Annotated in this window: 16 protein-coding genes and 2 pseudogenes; 11 read left to right on the forward strand and 7 right to left on the reverse strand. The window is 64.6% G+C overall.

The window, feature by feature from the left end:
- Window positions 1-36 precede the first annotated feature (36 nt).
- The 7 genes from A5753_RS08785 (at window position 37) to A5753_RS24305 (ending at window position 7,890) form a co-directional block, all read left to right on the forward strand.
- Window positions 37-1,230 (forward strand): site-specific integrase, encoded by a 1,194-nt coding sequence (locus A5753_RS08785; RefSeq protein ID WP_067125856.1) that lies wholly within the window; start codon window positions 37-39, stop codon window positions 1,228-1,230.
- Window positions 1,231-1,333: 103 nt separating this feature from the next.
- Complete coding sequence (locus tag A5753_RS25045; protein WP_067125859.1) at window positions 1,334-1,543, forward strand: helix-turn-helix domain-containing protein; 210 nt, start codon at window positions 1,334-1,336, stop codon at window positions 1,541-1,543.
- Between the two features lie 155 nt (window positions 1,544-1,698).
- Complete coding sequence (locus tag A5753_RS08795; protein ID WP_067125861.1) at window positions 1,699-2,715, forward strand: bifunctional DNA primase/polymerase; 1,017 nt, start codon at window positions 1,699-1,701, stop codon at window positions 2,713-2,715.
- Window positions 2,712-4,763, forward strand: coding sequence for a phage/plasmid primase, P4 family (locus A5753_RS08800; protein ID WP_197694634.1), 2,052 nt, complete (start codon window positions 2,712-2,714; stop codon window positions 4,761-4,763). Before A5753_RS08795 ends, A5753_RS08800 begins: the two co-directional genes overlap by 4 nt.
- 71 nt (window positions 4,764-4,834) lie before the next feature.
- Complete coding sequence (locus A5753_RS24300) at window positions 4,835-5,494, forward strand: hypothetical protein (protein ID WP_156656024.1); 660 nt, start codon at window positions 4,835-4,837, stop codon at window positions 5,492-5,494.
- A gap of 132 nt (window positions 5,495-5,626) precedes the next feature.
- Window positions 5,627-6,061 carry a hypothetical protein gene (locus A5753_RS08805; protein WP_067125867.1) on the forward strand — a complete coding sequence of 145 codons (435 nt, stop codon included), beginning with the start codon at window positions 5,627-5,629 and terminating at the stop codon, window positions 6,059-6,061.
- 689 nt (window positions 6,062-6,750) lie between these two features.
- Window positions 6,751-7,890: an amidohydrolase family protein gene (locus A5753_RS24305; protein WP_067125870.1), complete on the forward strand. Its 1,140-nt coding sequence runs from the start codon at window positions 6,751-6,753 to the stop codon at window positions 7,888-7,890.
- A gap of 17 nt (window positions 7,891-7,907) precedes the next feature.
- On the opposite strand, the pseudogene A5753_RS24800 reads toward A5753_RS24305, so the two are convergent.
- A pseudogene (locus tag A5753_RS24800) lies at window positions 7,908-8,111 on the reverse strand (serine/threonine protein kinase); the annotation flags it as partial.
- 283 nt (window positions 8,112-8,394) lie between these two features.
- On the opposite strand from A5753_RS24800, the gene A5753_RS08820 reads away from it, so the two are divergent.
- Complete coding sequence (locus A5753_RS08820) at window positions 8,395-9,948, forward strand: serine/threonine-protein kinase (RefSeq protein WP_067125876.1); 1,554 nt, start codon at window positions 8,395-8,397, stop codon at window positions 9,946-9,948.
- 118 nt (window positions 9,949-10,066) lie between these two features.
- Here A5753_RS08820 and A5753_RS08825 read toward each other — a convergent pair.
- The 3 genes and pseudogenes from A5753_RS08825 to A5753_RS08835 form a co-directional block, all read right to left on the reverse strand.
- Window positions 10,067-10,600, reverse strand: a pseudogene (locus A5753_RS08825) (hypothetical protein); the annotation flags it as partial.
- A gap of 186 nt (window positions 10,601-10,786) precedes the next feature.
- The gene (locus tag A5753_RS08830; RefSeq protein WP_067125878.1) at window positions 10,787-11,206 is read right to left on the reverse strand and encodes a cytochrome c oxidase subunit 4; all 420 of its coding nucleotides are present in this window, start codon (window positions 11,204-11,206) and stop codon (window positions 10,787-10,789) included.
- Window positions 11,207-11,219: 13 nt separating this feature from the next.
- A complete protein-coding gene (locus A5753_RS08835; RefSeq protein WP_156656025.1) occupies window positions 11,220-12,320 on the reverse strand; it encodes a cytochrome c oxidase subunit II in 1,101 nt (366 codons plus the stop codon).
- Window positions 12,321-12,476: 156 nt separating this feature from the next.
- Between A5753_RS08835 and asnB the strand changes: the two genes are divergently transcribed.
- A complete protein-coding gene (gene asnB / locus A5753_RS08840) occupies window positions 12,477-14,435 on the forward strand; it encodes an asparagine synthase (glutamine-hydrolyzing) (RefSeq protein WP_067125880.1) in 1,959 nt (652 codons plus the stop codon).
- Between the two features lie 47 nt (window positions 14,436-14,482).
- Here asnB and A5753_RS08845 read toward each other — a convergent pair whose 3' ends face one another.
- Window positions 14,483-15,454 (reverse strand): carbohydrate kinase family protein, encoded by a 972-nt coding sequence (locus A5753_RS08845; protein WP_067125882.1) that lies wholly within the window; start codon window positions 15,452-15,454, stop codon window positions 14,483-14,485.
- A 185-nt stretch (window positions 15,455-15,639) separates the two neighbouring features.
- Here A5753_RS08845 and A5753_RS08850 point away from each other — a divergent pair, with 185 nt between their 5' ends.
- On the forward strand, window positions 15,640-16,317 hold the full coding sequence (locus A5753_RS08850; protein ID WP_067125885.1) for a hypothetical protein: 678 nt from the start codon (window positions 15,640-15,642) through the stop codon (window positions 16,315-16,317).
- 57 nt (window positions 16,318-16,374) lie between these two features.
- Here A5753_RS08850 and A5753_RS08855 read toward each other — a convergent pair whose 3' ends face one another.
- Window positions 16,375-16,734, reverse strand: a complete 360-nt coding sequence (locus A5753_RS08855) for an iron-sulfur cluster assembly accessory protein (protein ID WP_067125889.1) — start codon at window positions 16,732-16,734, stop codon at window positions 16,375-16,377.
- Window positions 16,735-16,830: 96 nt separating this feature from the next.
- Entirely contained in the window at window positions 16,831-17,907 is a 1,077-nt protein-coding gene (locus tag A5753_RS08860; protein ID WP_067125969.1) for a glycerate kinase, read from the reverse strand.
- Window positions 17,908-18,154: 247 nt separating this feature from the next.
- On the opposite strand from A5753_RS08860, the gene A5753_RS08865 reads away from it, so the two are divergent.
- Window positions 18,155-18,784 carry a DUF3043 domain-containing protein gene (locus A5753_RS08865; protein WP_231990047.1) on the forward strand — a complete coding sequence of 210 codons (630 nt, stop codon included), beginning with the start codon at window positions 18,155-18,157 and terminating at the stop codon, window positions 18,782-18,784.
- Window positions 18,785-18,793 lie beyond the last annotated feature (9 nt).

Consider the following 18,793-nt stretch of genomic DNA (forward strand, 5'->3'; position numbering starts at 1 on the left):
CCAATTCATACCCCAATTGGCCGGTAAGATGGCGCCGTGGCAAAGCGCGCAGCAAACGGGCGGGGAGCAGTCCGGCAACGTACCGATGGACGCTGGGAAGCCCGCTTGTCGTATCGGGACTCCGCTACGGGAGAACGCAAAAGAGTCTCCGTCTACGGGGCCACGCAGAAGCTCGCGCTGGCCGAACTGGACAAGGTGCAGGATCGGTTGGAGGCGGGGAAGCCTCCGAGGGACGCCACCTCGACTTTGAGCGCATGGCTCGTGCACTGGCGAGCGACCACCTTGGCTGCCGGTGACCGCAAGGCGGCGACCAAAGAGTTGTACGCCAACCTCAGCCGTAAGCACCTTGAGTCCGGCCCCCTCGGTGCAGTGCGGCTGGATCGGCTCAAGCCGTCCGACATCGAAGGCCTGGTGCTCTCGATGCGAGCAGCGACTAAGCCGGGCAAACCGACCCAGGAACACCCCAACCCTGAGCCGGTGCGAGCACTGTCCGACTCGACCATCCGGCAGACGTTCACGATTCTGCGCCAGGCTCTCGACGGTGCTGTCCGCGACGGCCTGCTGGCGCGCAATCCCTGCCATCTGGTGAAGCGTCCCGGAGTTCGGCGAATCGAGGCCAAGTACTTGGACACCAGCGCGGTCTCGGCCCTCCTGGTGGCTGCTGACGGTCTGCGCTACGCGCCGGTGCTCAAGCTCATCGCCTCTACCGGACTGCGGCGTGGCGAAGCCCTGGCGCTCCGGTGGGCTGATGTGGATCTCGACGACGGCGTGCTGCTGGTGCGCGGCACGCTAAGCCGAGTCAATGGCAAGCTCGCCATCACCGTGCCCAAGAGCGAGCGGTCACGTCGAGAGATCCCGTTGGCACCTCCTGTGGTCGCCATGCTCGAGGCACACCGCAAAACCCAGCTGGAAGAGCGGCTGCGCGCTGCCAATGTATGGCAGGACACCGGCCTGGTGTTCACGTCGGAGTTGGGCACCCCCGTTGAGCCCAGCTCCGTGCTGCGCGACATAAAGCTGGCCTCGGCCGAGGCAGGCCTGGAAGGTGTTGGCGTGCATACGCTGCGGCACAGTGCAGCCGTCGCCTGGTTGGAAGGCGGTACCCACATTCGGCAGGTGGCCGACCTGCTGGGCCATAGCTCGATCAGCATCACAGGTGATGTGTATGGGCATGGCTCTCACGATGGGGCCAGGGCTGCCGTGGTGGCTCTCGGTGTTCAATTAAGTCTCTGAGCCGCTGACCGGGATAAATCCGCTTATCAATCTAAATTGTTTCTAAGACAACGCATTTAATTAGTTCCCTTATTGGGGGGGGCCCACGGTAGCTTCCGATCTCATGTACGCACGTGAGGGGCTACTTGTGCACGATCAACTTCTTTCGATACCGACCACCCAAACGAGGCTTGGCGGGGTCTGCCGACGGATGGTCTACACACTGATCGAGCAGGGGCAAATCAAACGGGTGAAGGTCGGTTCACGGGCCTTCATCACGGAATCGTCTGTGGCCTCCTACATCGCCCGCCTGACTGAGACAGCGGCATCCTGATGTCCTCAAGGCCCCCGGCCCGACCGCGATCCGTGCAATGTCGTTGCCTTGACGGCGGTTTCACGGATGTCTCGCACTCGAATTGCGCAGACAAACCGAGGCCCCCGCGTCAACGGAGGCCGGACATATACCCCACTTTGGCAAGTAAGGATGGGATGAAATCAATGGTAGCAGCACAATTGCTCAGTACAGAGGACCGGCAGGGTCGTGAGCTAGCGGAGATCCTGCTGCACGAGGCTGTCGAATACGCTGAGCATCATTGGCCGATCATCCCACTGCGTGGCAAGGTTCCGGCTATCCCCAGCGCCCATCCTGCGTACAAGAACATCGGCTGCTGTACACCACTGCCGCCCCCGGATCCTTTGCGCGGCAAGTGCAAGGGTGGATGCGGGAAACTCGGTCACGGGGTCTACGACGCCACCGACGACGTGGTCACGGTGCGGTCCTTATGGTCCGGTCCGTATCGAGGTTGCAATATTGGTGCCCGGGTTCCGAAGTCGATGCTGCTGATAGACATCGATCCGCGTCACGGGGGGAACATTAGTTGGGCCAGAATGCAGAGGCACTACGGAAAGTTCCCCGAGTGCCTTACGACCGTCTCGGGGCGCGGGGACGGCGGTGTTCATCTATACGTGCGCCGTCCTCCCGGCAGGCTGATCTCCGAGAACTTGGGTTCCGGTATCGAGCTGAAGACGTCGACGAGCCTTGGCGTGCAAGCTCCCTCGATCCACCCGATTACTGGTAAAAGCTACGTGCGGATCGACGGGCCGGTTCCGATCCCACCGGAGTGGTTCATCGAGCTGGTCGTTGATGGCCGCCGCGGTCGGTCCAGATCAACGTTGCGCGAACACAACTTTCCGGCCGGCTCAGTCGCAGACGATTTCTGCGCAGCGACGAGCTGGGTGGAGGTCCTGGGCCCACATGGCTGGGAGTGCTTAGATTTCGACTCGGAGGAGGACGGTAGCCGCTGGCTTCACCCGGCTGCGACGTCGTCGTGCTCGGCAACGATCCGTCATGGGTGCTTGTTCGTGTACTCCACCAACACGCCATTCGAACTGACCGAGGCGGGATCGCCCAAGGGCTACACGAAATTTCGAGCTTACGCGGTGCTGAACCATAACGGTAACCTTCGAGCCGCCGCCCGCGCTCTCAGGAAGGGGGCCGGACTGTGATTGATGCAGAATCCGTTAATCCGATGCCTGAGAACGACGGTTGGCCGCCGGGAGACGAAAGCAACGAGGGCGACACCCATCTCGATGGAGATGCCGAGAACACGCAGCGTGACCGCGACGAAGCGACCCAAGACGAGAATTACTACGTCATCGAGCCATTGCCCGGTCTTCCTCATGACGACTACGGGCGGGAGTTCGATGCTCCGCCGCCATCTGCGCCGATGGAAGTGGCGCGCAGGATCGATCGACTGTTCCGTATGGATAGCGGTCGCACCCTCCTATCTTGGCGTGGCGGTTGGATGCGTTGGCACGCCACACATTGGAGTGAGTTGGACGTGGCGCAATTGCGCAGCCACATCTACCGCAGTCTGAGCGGCGCCACCTACGAGCACGCGATGGCCAACGGGGTAGAGACGAGGAGCTGGAACCCCGACCGGCGCAAGGTCGCGAACGTGATGGAGGCGATGGACGCACTGGCGCACTTTCCCTTCGATATCGATCCTCCGTCGTGGATCTCGGAAAGCGAGGTGAAAACTGACGCTGCCCAGATGATTTCGTGTGCCAACGGGCTGCTCGATTTACCCCGGAGAACGCTGATTGGCCACACGCCGTCGCTATTCAACCTCGTCTCGGTCCCGTTCTGCTACGACCCGGAGGCCCCTGAGCCCACCGTCTGGCTTGAGTTCTTGGATTCGTTGTGGTCCGGCGATCCTGAGTCGATCATGTTGCTCCAGGAGTTTTTTGGCTACCTGCTCTCGGGGCGGACCGACATGCACAAGTTGCTGGTGTTAATTGGCCCGATGCGTGCGGGAAAGGGCACTATCGCGCGGACGCTCACCACGTTGATCGGCAAAGGCAACGTGGCGGGTCCTACGCTGAGCAGCCTGGGGACTAACTTCGGCCTGTCGCCCCTGTTGGGCAAGCCGGTGGCCATCATCTCAGACGCCCGCCTTGGATCTGGGCCATCGCACGCTGTCGTTGAGCGTCTGTTGTCGATCACCGGCGAGGACATGCTGACCGTCGACCGCAAGTACCGAGAGCCATGGACGGGCCGGCTGCCGACTCGGTTCGTCATGCTGTCCAACGAACTGCCAAGATTCACCGATTCATCAGGTGCGATCGCTACCAGGATGCTCATTTTGCAACTGACGAAGAGCTTCCTCAACCGCGAGGATCGCACGATAGAGAGTCGCCTACTACCCGAGATGCCTGGGATCTTGAATTGGGCACTTGAAGGCTTGGACAGGCTCGTCGCCAACGGTAGGTTCACCGTTCCTGGATCGTCCGAGGACGCCACCACCATGATGATGGACCTCGCTTCGCCGGTGTCGGCGTTTGTGCGGGAGCGGTGCGAATTGGGGCGGGACAAGGTCGTCGAGAAGGACCTTCTTTATGTCGCCTGGAAGCTGTGGGCCGATTCGAACGGGCACCACGCCGGAGCAAAGGTCACGTTCGGCCGGTCTCTGCGTGCCGCGGTGCCCGGGTTGGGCAGGGCCGACATCCCCATCGACGGCAAGCGGGTGCACGGTTACCGGGGAATCGGTCTGCTCGCCAAAAGCGACTACCGCGAAAACAATTCGGATCAACCTGCGCAACCTGCGCATGGGGCTGAATCCGCAGCTCACAATGGTTTCAACGACGAAAATCATTCTGCGCGAGCGGCGACGGCTTCCTTTGGGGGCAATGAGGCGCAAGCGGCTGCGCCGGATAAGTTCGGACAAAACCGCAGGTCAGGGGCTACTGCGCAAGATGCGCGGGATGAAACCCAATGTAGGTCCTACAACGGGCACCAAGGGCTGTTGACGAAAGTCCCTCCAACACAAGGGCAGGAGGGGCAGGACTACGCGGGGAGATCAAGGTCGGTTGACTTCGCCGCATTGAGGAGGCGGCTTGGAAGCGAGCTCGCTGACTCGCGAGGGGACACTGCGACCGCCACGGCGGCCAGCGGCAAGCCAGCTGCACCCGTCCGCATCAACGGTCGCCCCATCGACCGCAGCGCCCATTACAAGGCATCCGGCAAGGGCGGCAGAAGGAGCCGCAGGCGATGAGGGCTTCGAGGGCGCTCGGTTCAGAAACAAATTCCGGACTAGCACGGATACAAAATAAGGAGATCACCATCGTGACTAACGCTCCCTGGCAACGGAGACACGACGTCGACGACGACGAGGCAAAACATTCCTACGCCGACAAAATCATCCGCATCAGAAACATCTCGGACAGATTGGCTGACATCACCTGTCGACGACGGCGGATCGACAGAAAGACCCTGTCGTGGCTCCAATCTCAGCTTCAAGAACTCGCTGACGGCGTCTACGACGAGACGTTGGCTCAGATGACGGTCGCAAACATTGATGTGGATCCTCTGCAGGCCGCTCTCCTGAAGGCCTTCTACGAAACTTACAGTGATGGAACGCCTGTCTGGACGCGCGCAGAAGGCACTGGTGCAGCGGGCGATCCCGGGCCCGCCGATTTCTACAGCCGAAGCATTCAACGGCGCGCCGGCGGGCTCAGAGGACCCTTGCCGCCAGGCTGCGAAGTAAGTGTGGCAGACCCGCCTCACCGTCGCCAGAGAACTGAAACCCCAACGTCGTTCGCCTCGTTACAGGAAATACTGCTCAGACGGGCGAATGAGTTTCATGAGGGGGTGGCTTTATCGGCAACTAATCACATGTCGGAGAAGAAGAACCGATCCCCTTCTGGCTTTAGCCCCACCGTTGTGCGAAGTAGACCTGAAAACGGTCATTCGGGTGTACGTGCTGCACGACAAGAGCAGCGCTGATCACCGCGAAGCGAGCCCGGCCGGACACGCATGCGCTGTGTGGCAGCTCGTGAGCGAATGCAGTTTCCCCAAGACAATGCCGCACTCGACCGTTATGCAACTTCAACCCCCGCAAAGATAAAGGACTTCGTAATGACTACTGCTGAGGACCATAAAAAGTACATCTACGCCCTGGGATCTCGGACCATCCGGCGAGCGGCTTTCAAGGTCGATGAAGCCGAACTGGATCACGAGCTACGCGCGGCACTCCTGAGGGACCTCGACGTGGCTACGTTATGGCTGAAGGCCGCTGCCTTCCTTGATCAGCTGCCGAGAGATGCAGGAGGAGGCGAGAAGAACAAAGGAGACATTACTGACTGGGACGTCTACTCCGATGGTCGATCAGTTTCCAACCAGATTGAGTGGCACGGGAGATTCACCACCCTGGTGCACCGCCCCGATGCGTCTGTGGACGATATGGAAGATGGCGAACTGGAGCCCGAACTCTGTCCCTGCTGCCAACAGTATCCAGGAGACAATGCCGATTTCGACGAGGACGGGGGCACCGCGAGCGGTGAACGCCTATAGAAAAGCTGCAATCAGAACGTGTCAAGCATGAATTTCATGCCGCTCGGCAGCGGAGATGGGTGAATGAGGATCTCGGGTGGGCGTGTATGCGACGGCCGGTTCGAACGCATTGAGCCGCGCTGCCACATTTGCCGTGATGAGGAAGTTCGCCTACGGGTCAACGAGCTGCTGGATTGGCTCCGTGTCCCGATCAGATGGCGTCGCGGCGAGGTAGACGTCCTCACATACCCAGACATTCTGCGAGACGTGAACGGAGGTCGTGACGAGGCGGACCGCATCAGTCACGCCAGCCTAAGAGTCCACGCTAAGCGTCACTACGACCTGGACGCCGTGGTGGCTCACTGGGCAGCCCAGATGGACAGGGCGCTGCGGAGTGCCCTGAACGGGTTCCGAGGTCCAAAACCTATTGAGTAGCTATAGGCAGCTGGCGCCAAGTATGCAGTTCGGTTGCTGCAGATGACGTTTCCCTATAGGCCTGCTATAGGTTCGAGGTAGCCGAGCACTGCCTCCATGATCTCCAGAGCTGGGGCGACGGGAGCTGAACTGGACTCGGCCGCAAAGTCGTAATTCGGCAACCAGTAATTCGGCCACCAGTTGAGGCCGCGGAACTCGACCAAGCTGAGGGGCTCGCGGGGGCGCGGTTTCTGCAGGCCTTGACGTGGCAAGGTTGTGGTGGGACAACTAGCGATGTGACCCGCATCGTCGACTCAGACCAGCACCTCTACGAGAGCCGTTCGCTCTGGGCCGATTACGTCGACCCGGCTGCACGCGACGACGCGCTGGGCTTGGTTGACGACGAACTTGGCTATACCTGGCTCAGCTGGCGCGGCACTCGCCTTGGGCTAGCCGACGTCCACCTTCCTGGTAACACTGCGTCCTGTGGGGAGCACCGCAACCGTCAAAGGAGAGGCCAACCCGCCTCCTACCGCTACGACGAAGCCCTGCCCGCCGCCTATTGGCAGCCCGCGTCTCGCCTGCGCTGGCTCGACAACACTGGACTCGATGCGGCGGTCCTGTTTCCGAATTTTGGCCTGCTCTGGGAGCGTCGCCTGTCACCGTCGCTGCAAGCAATGACAGCCAACATGAGGGCATGGAATCGGTGGTGCGCGGTCGTGCGAGCCGAGGGCGGCGGGCGACTGCATCCGGTCGCACATTTGACGTTGCGCGACCCGCAGTGGCTCGAGGATGAGCTGGATGCGCTCGCCAGCGCCGGCATCACGATGGCCATGATCGGTGCGGGGCCGGTGGATGGCCGCCAGCTGTCACACTCCGACCACGACCGAATCTGGTCGGCGTTCGTCGACCACGCCGTCACGCCTGTGTTCCACGTCGCCGATCAGGTGCGGGTCTTCGACGACTGCTGGTATAAGGACGATTCAGTGACCGAGCTGGTGCCCGCCACCGAGGCGGTGTTTCTATGGGTGCCACCGGCATTGGCGTTATCGAACCTGATCCTGCATGGCGTCTTCGACCGCCACCCACGGCTATGCTTCGGCGTGGTCGAACTTAGTTCGGCATGGGTGCCGCCGTTCCTGCTGATGCTGGACGGTGCTGCCGCGTTCACCGCGCTGCTCAACGGCGAGCCGGTGGTGAATCTGTCCCGGCGACCCAGCGAGTACTTTCTGGACCATGTCCGGGTGTCCTCGTTCTCCTACGAGAACCCCAAGCAGCTGGCCGAGATGAGCGGCGACGTGTTCATGTTCTGTAGTGACTATCCCCACTCCGAAGGAACGGCGAGGCCGCTGGACGACTATCGGCGGATGGGTTGCGAGGAGCAGGAAATGCCCGGTCTCTTTCACGCCAACGTCGACTCGTTGCTCAACCGATAGATGCCTCGCATTGGAAGATGCCACAGCTTCGACGCCAAGTCGGTCACGCTCGAAGCGAGCACGGTAGTCAGAGTCGGCGGAGATCTCGGTTGGGAGCACTTTCAGGGCGTTGTGGCGGGGGAGCCGAGGATGTTCGGCCAAATAAACCTCGCCCATCCCGCCAGACCCGAGCAGGCGCACGACCTGTAGTCAGCGAAAACCTGGCCCCTGCTCAACGGCATGAGCTGGATACTACGAATCAGCATGGACAGGTCGTCAGATATTGCGCACGATTACTCGGGCGCCGGATTGAAATGCGCCGTCGCGACCTCGTTGGTAATAGCCGCGCGTGCGGGAGCGTGTTCGGGAGTCGTTGGGGTGGGAAGCCTGCCATGCATCCCTCATGAGGGGCCTCATTCCGTAGCCGAACCCAAATAGCGAGTTCGGCGACCCTGGTTTTGGCATATCGGACCCCGGATGTCGGTGGCCGACCGATAATTCGTGGCGGCACTTTAAGGGGGTGGCGTGGTCGCAGCAGATGACCGCACTGGTTCGAAGTTCGGCAGATATCAGCTCAGACGACTGCTCGGACGAGGCGGCATGGGGGAGGTGTATGAGGCGTACGACACCACCAAGGATCGAACCGTCGCCTTGAAGATCCTGCGCCCGGAACTGTCGTGCGACGAGCGGTTTCGGACCAGGTTCCAGCGGGAGTCCCACGCCGCGGCGATGCTGGAGGATCCGCACGTAATCCCTATCTACGACTGGGGTGAGATCGGCGGCAGTCTGTACATCGACATGCGGCTGGTCCGGGGCCAAGATCTTCACGAGCTGCTCAGGCGCGGACCGTTGGAACCGGCGCGTGCGGTCGGGATCATCCGTCAGGTCGCCTCAGCCCTGGATGCCGCTCACGCCCGGGGGTTGATCCATCGCGACATCAAGCCACAGAACATCCTGCTCACGTCGGCAGAGGATTTCGCCTACCTGATTGACTTCGGCATCGCGCAGAATCTCGCTGATACCCGTTTGACGACCGAGGGTTCCGCGGTCGGCTCGGTGGCCTATATGGCTCCGGAGCGGTTCGAGGACCGGCCGACCACCGGGGCGGTGGACGTCTACTCGCTGGCCGCTGTGCTGTATGAAATGCTCACCGGTGAGGTTCCTTTCAGGGCTAATGGGCTTGAACAGGTAATCGCCGCCCACACTTCGTTGCCGCCGCCGCGCCCCAGCATGGTCAACCCTCGGCTGCCGGCCGCGTTCGATGACGTCATTTCCCGCGGGATGGCCAAAGACCCCGACGACCGATTCGGCACCCCGGGAGGGCTGGGCCGTGCGGCGCAACGCGCTCTGGATGGGGCGTCGTCACCGGGGCCCGACAGTGGACCGTTTGCGACGACCCGGCAGGCACCTCCCGGTTACCGCGGGCCCAGTGCCGGTGACGCGGGGCCCTTCCGTCCGCAAGGACAACCCGGACCGCAGGGATCGAATCGGCCTCGGCCGTGGTTGGTGCCGGCGGCGATCGTCACGGGTGCGGTGCTGCTGGGAGGTGTTGGTGTCATCATCGGGTTGCTGGTTCAGCAGAACCATGTCACCTCGCCAACGCCGGCGCCGACGACCGGCTACGCGGTGCCGTCGCCGGGCTCCTACCCGCCTCAGCTGCCGACGTCGGGGGAATCGGTCCCACCACCGGCACCCCCCTTCACGGGTTCACCACCGCCGGCACCGCCGTCACTCGCGCGCCCCCCGCTGATCAGCGGCCCCGACACCAGTGCCAGCCATCAGAGCTGCGACTATGGGTGGTCGCTCATCGAGGCCTCCGGCTGGGGCAGCCACGCCGGGCGGGGAACACCGGAGACGTCGTGCTTCTTCGCCGGCAGCGTGCTCAAGTCGTATTGGAATCGATACGGCAACGCCAGCCGACAATTCCGCAATGTGTCGGCGCCGGGCGCAGTCGATTGCGGCACCGTGGACGGGGCGGTGTGTGACGGGTCGAACTTTCTTATGCAATGCACGGCTTATGGTTCCGATAACTGGATCACCTGCGCCGGTGGCAAGAACGCGCGGGTTTATCTGTACTGAGGACTGCATCGGCCCGTCGGCGGTGACCCAAAGTCGCCCTCGTGCTCCTGGTTTAGTGAGAAAGGGGTGTCGCGAGGACTTAACTCAGCCATCACCTATGTGAATGAAAACGTCACGCCGCTGGCTTGTCGGGAATAGCCTGGCTTGGGGCTTGGGGCTTGGTGGTAGTGATCTCGTCCTGCAGCGGCGGCGTGGACGGGGCGGTGGTCGTTCCGGGATTGGCAAGCTTGGTGGTGTCCGTGCGGGCGAACAGCAGCGATACCGATACGACGAGCGCGATCGCGGCCACGATGGCGGCGACCCCCACCACCCAGGGCCAGCGCGCGGTACTGCGCCCGTCGTCGGCGCCGGAGGACTCGTCGAAGTCGTCGTAGTCGTAGAGCCGCAGATCGGCCGGCACGTAGGGGCCGGTGGTGAAATGCTCGGACTCCGGAGCCGAGTACGCCCTCGAGTACACGTCCGTCTCGTCGGCCTGGTGCGCGGCGGCCTGTTCGGCACTGTCCGCACTGGGTTCCGGCTCGCTCTCGACGTCGCCGCCGGCGGCGGGTTGCAGATCGTCGCCCGGGGCATCGCCGGAATGCGGTTCGTGGCTGATCGAGTCGGCAGGGTCGGGTTCGTCAGGATCCCAGCCCGGGGGTCTCGACCCGCTCATCTCTGCCTTTGCCTACCCTGTCGACTGCCTCACCTGCGCGTAAGACTCCGCGATCACATCGTTGCGGGCGCGCTGGGACGCTCCTCATTTGCCTGGGCAAAACACTACCGAACCCCAAAGGGGCAAAGCCGTCGTGGCGAAGTGCCCACCAATCACGTGATCTGATTGTGACCTTTATGCCGCGAATCAGTGCTTCTCGGGACCGAGGTAATACTCGAAGACGAGCCCGGCCACCGACGTCAGAACGAACATGACTCCGGCGACGATCAGCCACGGCAACCACAGCGCGATGCCCACCGCGACCACCGAGCCCGACAGCGCCACCAGAATCGGCCACCAGCTGTGCGGGCTGAAGAAGCCCAATTCGCCTGCTCCGTCGCTGATCTCAGCGCCCTCGTAGTCTTCCGGCCTGGTGTCCAGCCGGCGCGCCACAAAGCGGAAAAAGGTCGCCGTGATCAACGCCAGGCCACCGGTGAGCACCAGCGCGGTGGTGCCCGCCCACTCCACACCTCCGGTGGCGAAGACCGCGGTCAGCGCCCCGTAGAGCACCGCAACGACAATGAAGAACCCGGCAATGAATTCGAATAGCCTGGCCTCGATATGCATTTGGTGTCCTAACCTACTGGCTTCCGGCCAATTGACCGCGCTTGGTGTCGAACGGGTGAGTGGTCACCGCGAGCGGGGGCTGCCCGATCGACTGCAAAGCCTCGGCGTTGCTCTTCCCGCCCATCCGCTGCTGCAGGTAGGCCTTGAATTCGTTGGGCGTCACCACCCGAACCTCGAAGTTCATCATCGAGTGATAGGTGCCACAGAACTCGGCGCAGTGGCCCACGAACGCACCCGGCGTCTGAATCTCCTCGGTCTGAAAGACGTGCACCGAGTTGTTCGCATCGGCATTCGGGATGACGTCGCGTTTGAACAGGAACTCGGGCACCCAGAACGTGTGAACCACGTCCGCGGACGCGAGGTCGAATTCGATGCGCTTGCCGGTCGGCAGCACCAGCACCGGAATCTCTTCGCTGGATCCCAGCGTCTCGACCTTGTCGAAGTTCAGGTACTGACGGTCCGAGGTGTTGAACCCGCGGACGGCACCGACGCGCTCCTCACCGTGCGTGTCCTTGCCCTCGGGCTTGGACAGCATGGCCTTCTTGCGCTCGGGGTCCGTGCCGTCGTAGGTCAGCGTGCCGTCTTTGAAGGCGACGCGCTGGTAGCCGAACTTCCAGTTCCATTGGAAGGCGGTGACATCGATCACTACCTCGGGGTCCTTGGCCAGGTGCAGCATCTTCTCCTGCACCACAACGGTGAAGTAGAACAGCACCGAGATGATGAGGAAAGGCGTCACGGTCAGCGCCAGCTCCAGCGGCATGTTGTAGCCGAACTGGCGGGGCAGCTCGGTGTCGGTCACCTTCTTGCGGTGGAAGGCCGACGCCCAGAAGATCAGCCCGAACACGATGCCGCCGACCACGAGCGAGGCGATCACCGCGCCGATCCACAGTTCGCGGTTGAGGTGCGCCTCCGGGGTGATGCCCCGCGGCCAGCCCAGGGCCAGCGCGTCCGCCCAGCTGCTGCATCCGCTCAGGAACAACGCCAGCACGCCCAGCACACACGCCAGCGCGAAGGGCCGAAGACGACGGGAAAGACCCTTCCCCGCGCCCCCGGAATGGCGCCGAAAGCCGCCCTGCGACAAACGTTGCGAACGGTCCTGCTCGCGAGGGGTCACGTTAGCGCCTCCTGCTCGGATATCGAATACTACGCAGCGTAGACCACGCACCTGAGCCGGGCGACGAAACCCCGGGCCGCCAGTCTGCCCGGCCATTCACGACGTGCCGGGTGTGACGTCCACGCGAGCTCCCGCAGTGCGGCATACTGGGGCGCCGTGTGTGGTCTGCTGGCGTTCGTTGCCGCCCCGGAGGGCGCGGATGATGAAGCGGCCGCCGCCCGAGCCGACGATGCCGTCGCGCGCGCGTCGCACTCGATGCGCCATCGCGGGCCCGACGAGCCCGGCACCTGGGCGGACCCGGACACCGACGGCTCCGCGGTTTTCGGCTTCAACCGGCTGTCCATCATCGACATCGCGCATTCGCATCAGCCGCTGCGCTGGGGACCGCCCGGCGCGCCGGACCGCTACGTGCTGGTGTTCAACGGTGAGATCTACAACTACCTCGAGCTGCGCGACGAACTGGCCGTCCGGCACAGCGCCGCCTTCACCACCGACGGCGACGGCGAGGCCATCGTCGCGGGCTACCACTTTTGGGGCACCGACGTACTGACGCGGCTGCGCGGCATGTTCGCGTTCGCGCTGTGGGACACCGAGACACGCGAATTGTTCTGCGCCCGAGACCCTTTCGGCATCAAGCCGCTGTTCATGGCGACCGGCGCCGGCGGCACCGCGGTGGCCAGCGAGAAGAAGTGCCTGCTGGACCTGGCCGAGCTGATCGGATTCGACACCGGGATCGACGAGCGGGCGGTGCAGCACTACACGGTCCTCCAGTACGTGCCCGAGCCCGAGACGCTGCACCGCGGGGTGCGCCGGCTGGAATCGGGCTGCTACGCCCGGATCCGTCCCGACCGGCTGCAACCGGAGGTCACGCGGTACTTCGCGCCGCGCTTTGCCGCGGTGCCGATGACCCGCGACACCGAACAGGCCCGCTACGACGAGATCACCGCGGTGCTCGAGGACTCGGTGGCCAAGCACATGCGCGCCGACGTCACCGTCGGGGCGTTTCTGTCCGGGGGGATCGACTCCACCGCCATCGCGGCGCTGGCCATCCGGCACAACCCCCGGCTGATCACGTTCACCACCGGTTTCGAGCGTGAGGGCTTCTCCGAGATCGACGTGGCGGTGGCCTCGGCCGAGGCGATCGGCGCCCGCCACATCGCGAAGGTGGTCAAGCCCGACGAGTTCGTCGCGGCCCTGCCCGAGATCGTCTGGTACCTCGACGAGCCGGTGGCCGACCCAGCGCTGGTGCCACTGTTCTTCGTCGCCCGCGAGGCGCGCAAGCACGTCAAGGTGGTGTTGTCCGGCGAAGGCGCCGACGAGCTGTTCGGCGGCTACACGATTTACCGCGAGCCGCTGTCGCTGAAGCCGTTCAACTATCTGCCGCGGCCGCTGCGGCGGTCGATGGGCAAGGTGTCCAAGCCCCTGCCGGAGGGGATGCGAGGCAAGAGCCTGCTGCATCGGGGGTCCCTGACGCTCGAGGAGCGCTACTACGGCAATGCCCGCAGCTTCTCCGACGCACAGCTGCGCGACGTCCTGCCCAACTTCCGCGAGGAGTGGACCCACACCGACGTGACAGCGTCGCTGTACGCCGAATCGGCGGGCTGGGACCCGGTGGCCCGCATGCAGCACATCGACCTGTTCACCTGGCTGCGTGGGGACATCTTGGTCAAGGCCGACAAGATGACCATGGCCAACTCGCTGGAGCTTCGGGTGCCGTTCCTGGATCCCGAGGTGTTCGCCGTCGCCTCGCGGCTGCCGGTCGAGGCCAAGATCACCCGGTCGACGACGAAGTACGCGCTGCGGCGCGCGCTGGAGCCCATCGTTCCGGCGCACGTGCTGCACCGGCCCAAGCTCGGGTTCCCGGTGCCGATCCGGCACTGGCTGCGCGCCGGCGAGCTACTGGAGTGGGCCTACGCGATGGTGGACTCGTCGCAGGCCGACCGCCTGGTGGATTTGGGCGCCGTGCGCCGGCTGCTCGACGAGCATCGCAACGGCGTCAGCGATCACAGCCGTCGGCTGTGGACGCTGCTGATCTTCATGCTCTGGCACGCGATCTTCGTCGAGCACAGCGTGGTGCCGCAGATCAGCGAGCCGCACTATCCCGTGCAGCTGTAGCGCGCAACCGGGGCTTCGTACCCGATGCGCCCGGTCGGCGCGTCGCGCTAGGCGAGGACCGCGGCGATCTCGGCGGCCGCCTCGTCGCCGTAGGCGTCGGCCAGCCTGGCCTTGGCGACCGCGCCGTCCCACGTCCACTCCTGGGTTCCGGTGGACTCCAGCACCAACACGGCGACCAGCGAACCCAGCTGAGCCGACCGCTCGAGGGTCAGCCCGGCGGTGCGGCCGGTGAGGAAACCGGCCCGGAACGCGTCACCGACGCCGGTGGGGTCGGTCTGGCTGGTCTCGGGCACCACGCCGACGTGGGTGGTGGTCCCGTCGCGTTCGACGATATCGACGCCCTTGGCGCCCAGCGTGGTCACCCGCAGGTCGACCTTCTTCTGCACGTCGGCCTCGGACCAGCCGGTCTTGGAGAGCAGCAGCTCCCACTCGTAGTCGTTGGTGAACAGGTAGGCCGCGCCGTCGATGAGCTTGTCGATCTCCTCGCCGGACAGGCGCGGCAGCTGCTGGGACGGGTCGGCGGCGAACGGCAGGCCGAGCTTGCGGCACTCCTCGGTGTGCACCACCATCGCGTCCGGATCGTTGGCCCCGATGATCACCAGGTCCGGCCTGCCCGCCGATGCGACGTCGGCAAGCTTGATGTTGCGGGCCTCCGACATGGCGCCGGGATAGAAGGAAGCGATCTGGGCCATGTCCAGGTCGGTGGTGCAGACGAATCGCGCGGTCTTCGCGGTCTGCGAGATCAGCACGTGGTCGCAGTTGACCCCGTGCGACTGCAGCCACTCGCGGTACTCGCCGAAGTCGTCGCCGGCCGCACCCACCAGCGCCACGTCGCCGCCCAGCACGCCGATCGCGAAGGCGATGTTGCCCGCCACGCCGCCGCGGTGGATCACCAGGTCGTCAACCAGAAAACTCAGGGAGACCTTCTGCAGGTGCTCGGCCAGCAGGTGCTCGGAGAACCGGCCGGGGAACCGCATCAGATTGTCGGTTGCAATCGAACCTGTCACCGCGATCGTCACGAAAACTCCATCCTTCGTTAGTAAGGTTATCTAGCGTACTCACCGGGCCTCGACCGTCGCTGTGTGCACTCCTCGGCGCGGGGCAGTGCGCTAGCCTCCCTAGGGAACTCACTCAAGTCGCCGGGATCACATTGCTCGGGCCGCAACCCGATCGCTGTCCCGCCTACCACCGTAGGAGAACCACGATGGCAGGTCCGCACTCGCCGAACCACAGCGTCGGCGGCGGCGGTGGCGGTGGCGGACCTGAGCCCTCCAGCCAATCCCAGCCACTCGAGTTTCCCGATGACCCCAACACCCCGGGCTTCGCCTCAGCTCCGCAGGCAGGACCTGCTCCCGCCAATTATGCCGGGCAGCCTCCCGCGCCGGTCCCGTACCCGCGATCCAAGCGGAGGCTAATCGTCGGCATCGTGCTGGCCATCGCGCTCGTCGCGGTGCTGACGGTGGCCATCGTGTACGGGGTCCGCACCAACGGCGCCAACACCGGCACGACGTTCTCCGAGGGCGCGGCGAAGACGGCCATCCAGGGCTACCTGGATGCGCTCGAGCGCCGCGACACCGACGAGATCGCCCGCAACGCACTGTGTGGCCTGTACGACGGCGTCCAGGACAAACGATCCGACCAGGCCCTGGCCAAGCTCAGCAGCGACGCGTTCCGCAAGCAGTTCTCCGAGGTCCAGTTGACCTCGATCGACAAGATCGTCTACCTGTCGCAGTACCAGGCGCAGGCCTTGTTCACCATGCGGGTGTCACCGGTGAGCGGCGGTCCGATGCGCGGGCAGGTGCAGGGCATCGCGCAGCTGTTGTTCCAGCGCGGCCAGATCATGGTCTGCTCGTACGTGCTGCGCACCGGCGGCTCGTACTAAGCACAAACCGTCAGCCGGACCGCACGGCCCGGCTGACGGATTCGCGGGATTAACCGATCAGTTGAACGAGTCGCCGCAGGCGCACGATCCCGTGGCGTTGGGGTTGTCGATGGTGAAGCCCTGCTTCTCGATGGTGTCCACGAAGTCGATGGACGCGCCTTCGACGTAGGGCGCGCTCATCCGGTCCACCGTCAGCTTCACTCCGCCGAACTCCACGGTCAGGTCGCCGTCCAGCGCGCGGTCGTCGAAGAAGAGGTTGTAACGCAGGCCGGCGCACCCGCCCGGTTGCACCGCGATGCGCAGCGCGAGGTCGTCGCGGCCCTCCTGGTCCAGCAGGGACTTTGCCTTGGTGGCGGCGGCCTCGGTCAGGATCACGCCGTGGGTCGTCGTGGCGTTCGACTCGTTTTGCACCGTCATTGCTTCTCCTACATGCCTCATTGTTGGGTGGGGTCGATCAGGCCCGAAATCGCCGGCTTGCGCCGGACGGTCCGGACCGCCCGAAAGTCCACTCCCTCAACGGTACCTTGCAGGACCGGTATTCCCGAGTCGCGCCGCAACTACCGACGCCAGCCCCATGAGCTGGTTGGCCGCGTCGGCCTGCGCCAGTCGCACCGATCCGGCGTGCTCGGCGATCGATAGCGCGGCCATGATGCCGGCCGATCGCACGGTCGCATTGTCCAGGTCGACCTGGCCGGCCAGCACAACCACCGGAATCCCCCGCGGCCGGGCCGCGTCGGAGAGACATCCGACCACCTTCCCGTGCAGGGACTGCTCGTCGAACCGGCCCTCACCGGTGACGATCATCTCAGCGGTGTCCAGGTCGTCGGACAACCGGGTGTGTTCGGCGATGATGCCGGCCCCGGACTCGCAGCGCCCGCCGAGCGCCAGCAGCCCCGCGCCGATGCCGCCGGCGGCCGCGGCGCCCGGCTCGGCGCTCACGTCCCGGCCGGCCACCGCCTCCAGGATCAGCGCCCACGCCTGCAGGCGAACTTCCAGTGCGGCGACGGTGGCCGTGTCGGCGCCCTTCTGCGGCCCGAACACCCGGGCCGCCCCCCACGGTCCGAGCAGCGGATATTCGGTGTCGGAGGCGGCGATCAGCTCCACATCGTCCAGTTTCCTGCGGGCGGTATGCAGGCCGCCGAGTTCGGAGATCATGCCCTGTCCGCCGTCGGTGCAGGCGCTGCCGCCCAACCCGACCACGATGCGCGTCGCCCCGACCCGCAACGCCTCGGCGATCAGCTGTCCCACGCCTTTGCTGTGCGCCGCCATGGCGGTCTCCGGGGTGGGCGCTCGGCCGATCAGCGCCAAGCCGCACGCTTGAGCGCACTCCAGGTAGGCGGTGGCCGAGCCGCGATCGAACACCCAATCGGCTTCGACGGTGGCTTTCAGCGGTCCGGACACCCGCAGCCGCCGCATCTCCCCCAGCCGGCTGGCGAGGACCTCGACGAAACCGGTGCCGCCGTCGGATTGCGGGGCGACGATGAACCGGTCGCCGGGACGCGACCGCGTCCAGCCGGTCGCGATGGCGGCGGAGGCTTCGAGGGCCGACATGCTGTCGCCGTAGCAGTCCGGGGCCACCAGGACTTGCATGGCGGGCAATTGAAGACGGCCGGGGGCCAGGCCGGGACCCTCATCAGAGTCCATTGACCCGTTGTCCATCAAAGGCAGCCGTTCATCTCGTGTAAGCGTAGGGCCAAGCCACGCACTCAGCAGGCCTAATAGAAAGGCATTCCAGGCGAATTCCGGCGCGAGTCGTCCGCGAAGTAACCTGGCCACTGTGAAGCTGTTGGGCCGCAAGAAGGGCCAGGACCCCGACCTCGACGAGAGCGCCGCCGCGCTGGCCTCCGACGTCGCGGGCGCCTCAGGCGCTGCAGCACGCGATGCGCAGCGCACGGGCCCCAAGGGACGGCCCACGCCCAAACGCAACGAGTCCCGCCGCAACGCCAGAAAGGGGCCGATCGCGCCGGCCCCCATGACGGCCTCCGAGGCGCGGGCCCGCCGCAAATCGCTGTCCGGTCCCAAGCTCAGCCGCGAGGAGCGCCGCGCGGACAAGGCCGCAGGCCGTGCTCGCATGTCGGAGCGCCGGGAAAGGATGATGGCCGGCGACGAGGGCTACCTGTTGCCCCGCGACCAGGGGCCCATCCGCCGCTACGTTCGCGACGTGGTGGACTCCCGGCGCAATCTGCTGGGCCTGTTCATGCCGTCGACCCTGTTCTTGATGTTCATCATGTTCGGCGTGCCGCAGCTGCAGCTGTGGATATCGCCGGCCATGTTGGTATTGATGGCCGTGATGAGCGTCGACGGCCTGATCCTGGGCCGCAAGGTGAGCGGGCTGGTGGACTCGAAATTCCCGAGCAACACTGAAAGCCGTTGGAAGCTAGGCCTTTACGCTGCCGGCCGGGCGTCTCAGATGCGCCGGATGCGGACGCCACGGCCCCAGGTCAAGCACGGCACCAGTGTCGATTAGAGCTCGCCG

The organism is Mycobacterium sp. 852002-51971_SCH5477799-a (assembly GCF_001667145.1).
In the GTDB taxonomy this organism is placed as follows: Bacteria; Actinomycetota; Actinomycetes; order Mycobacteriales; family Mycobacteriaceae; genus Mycobacterium.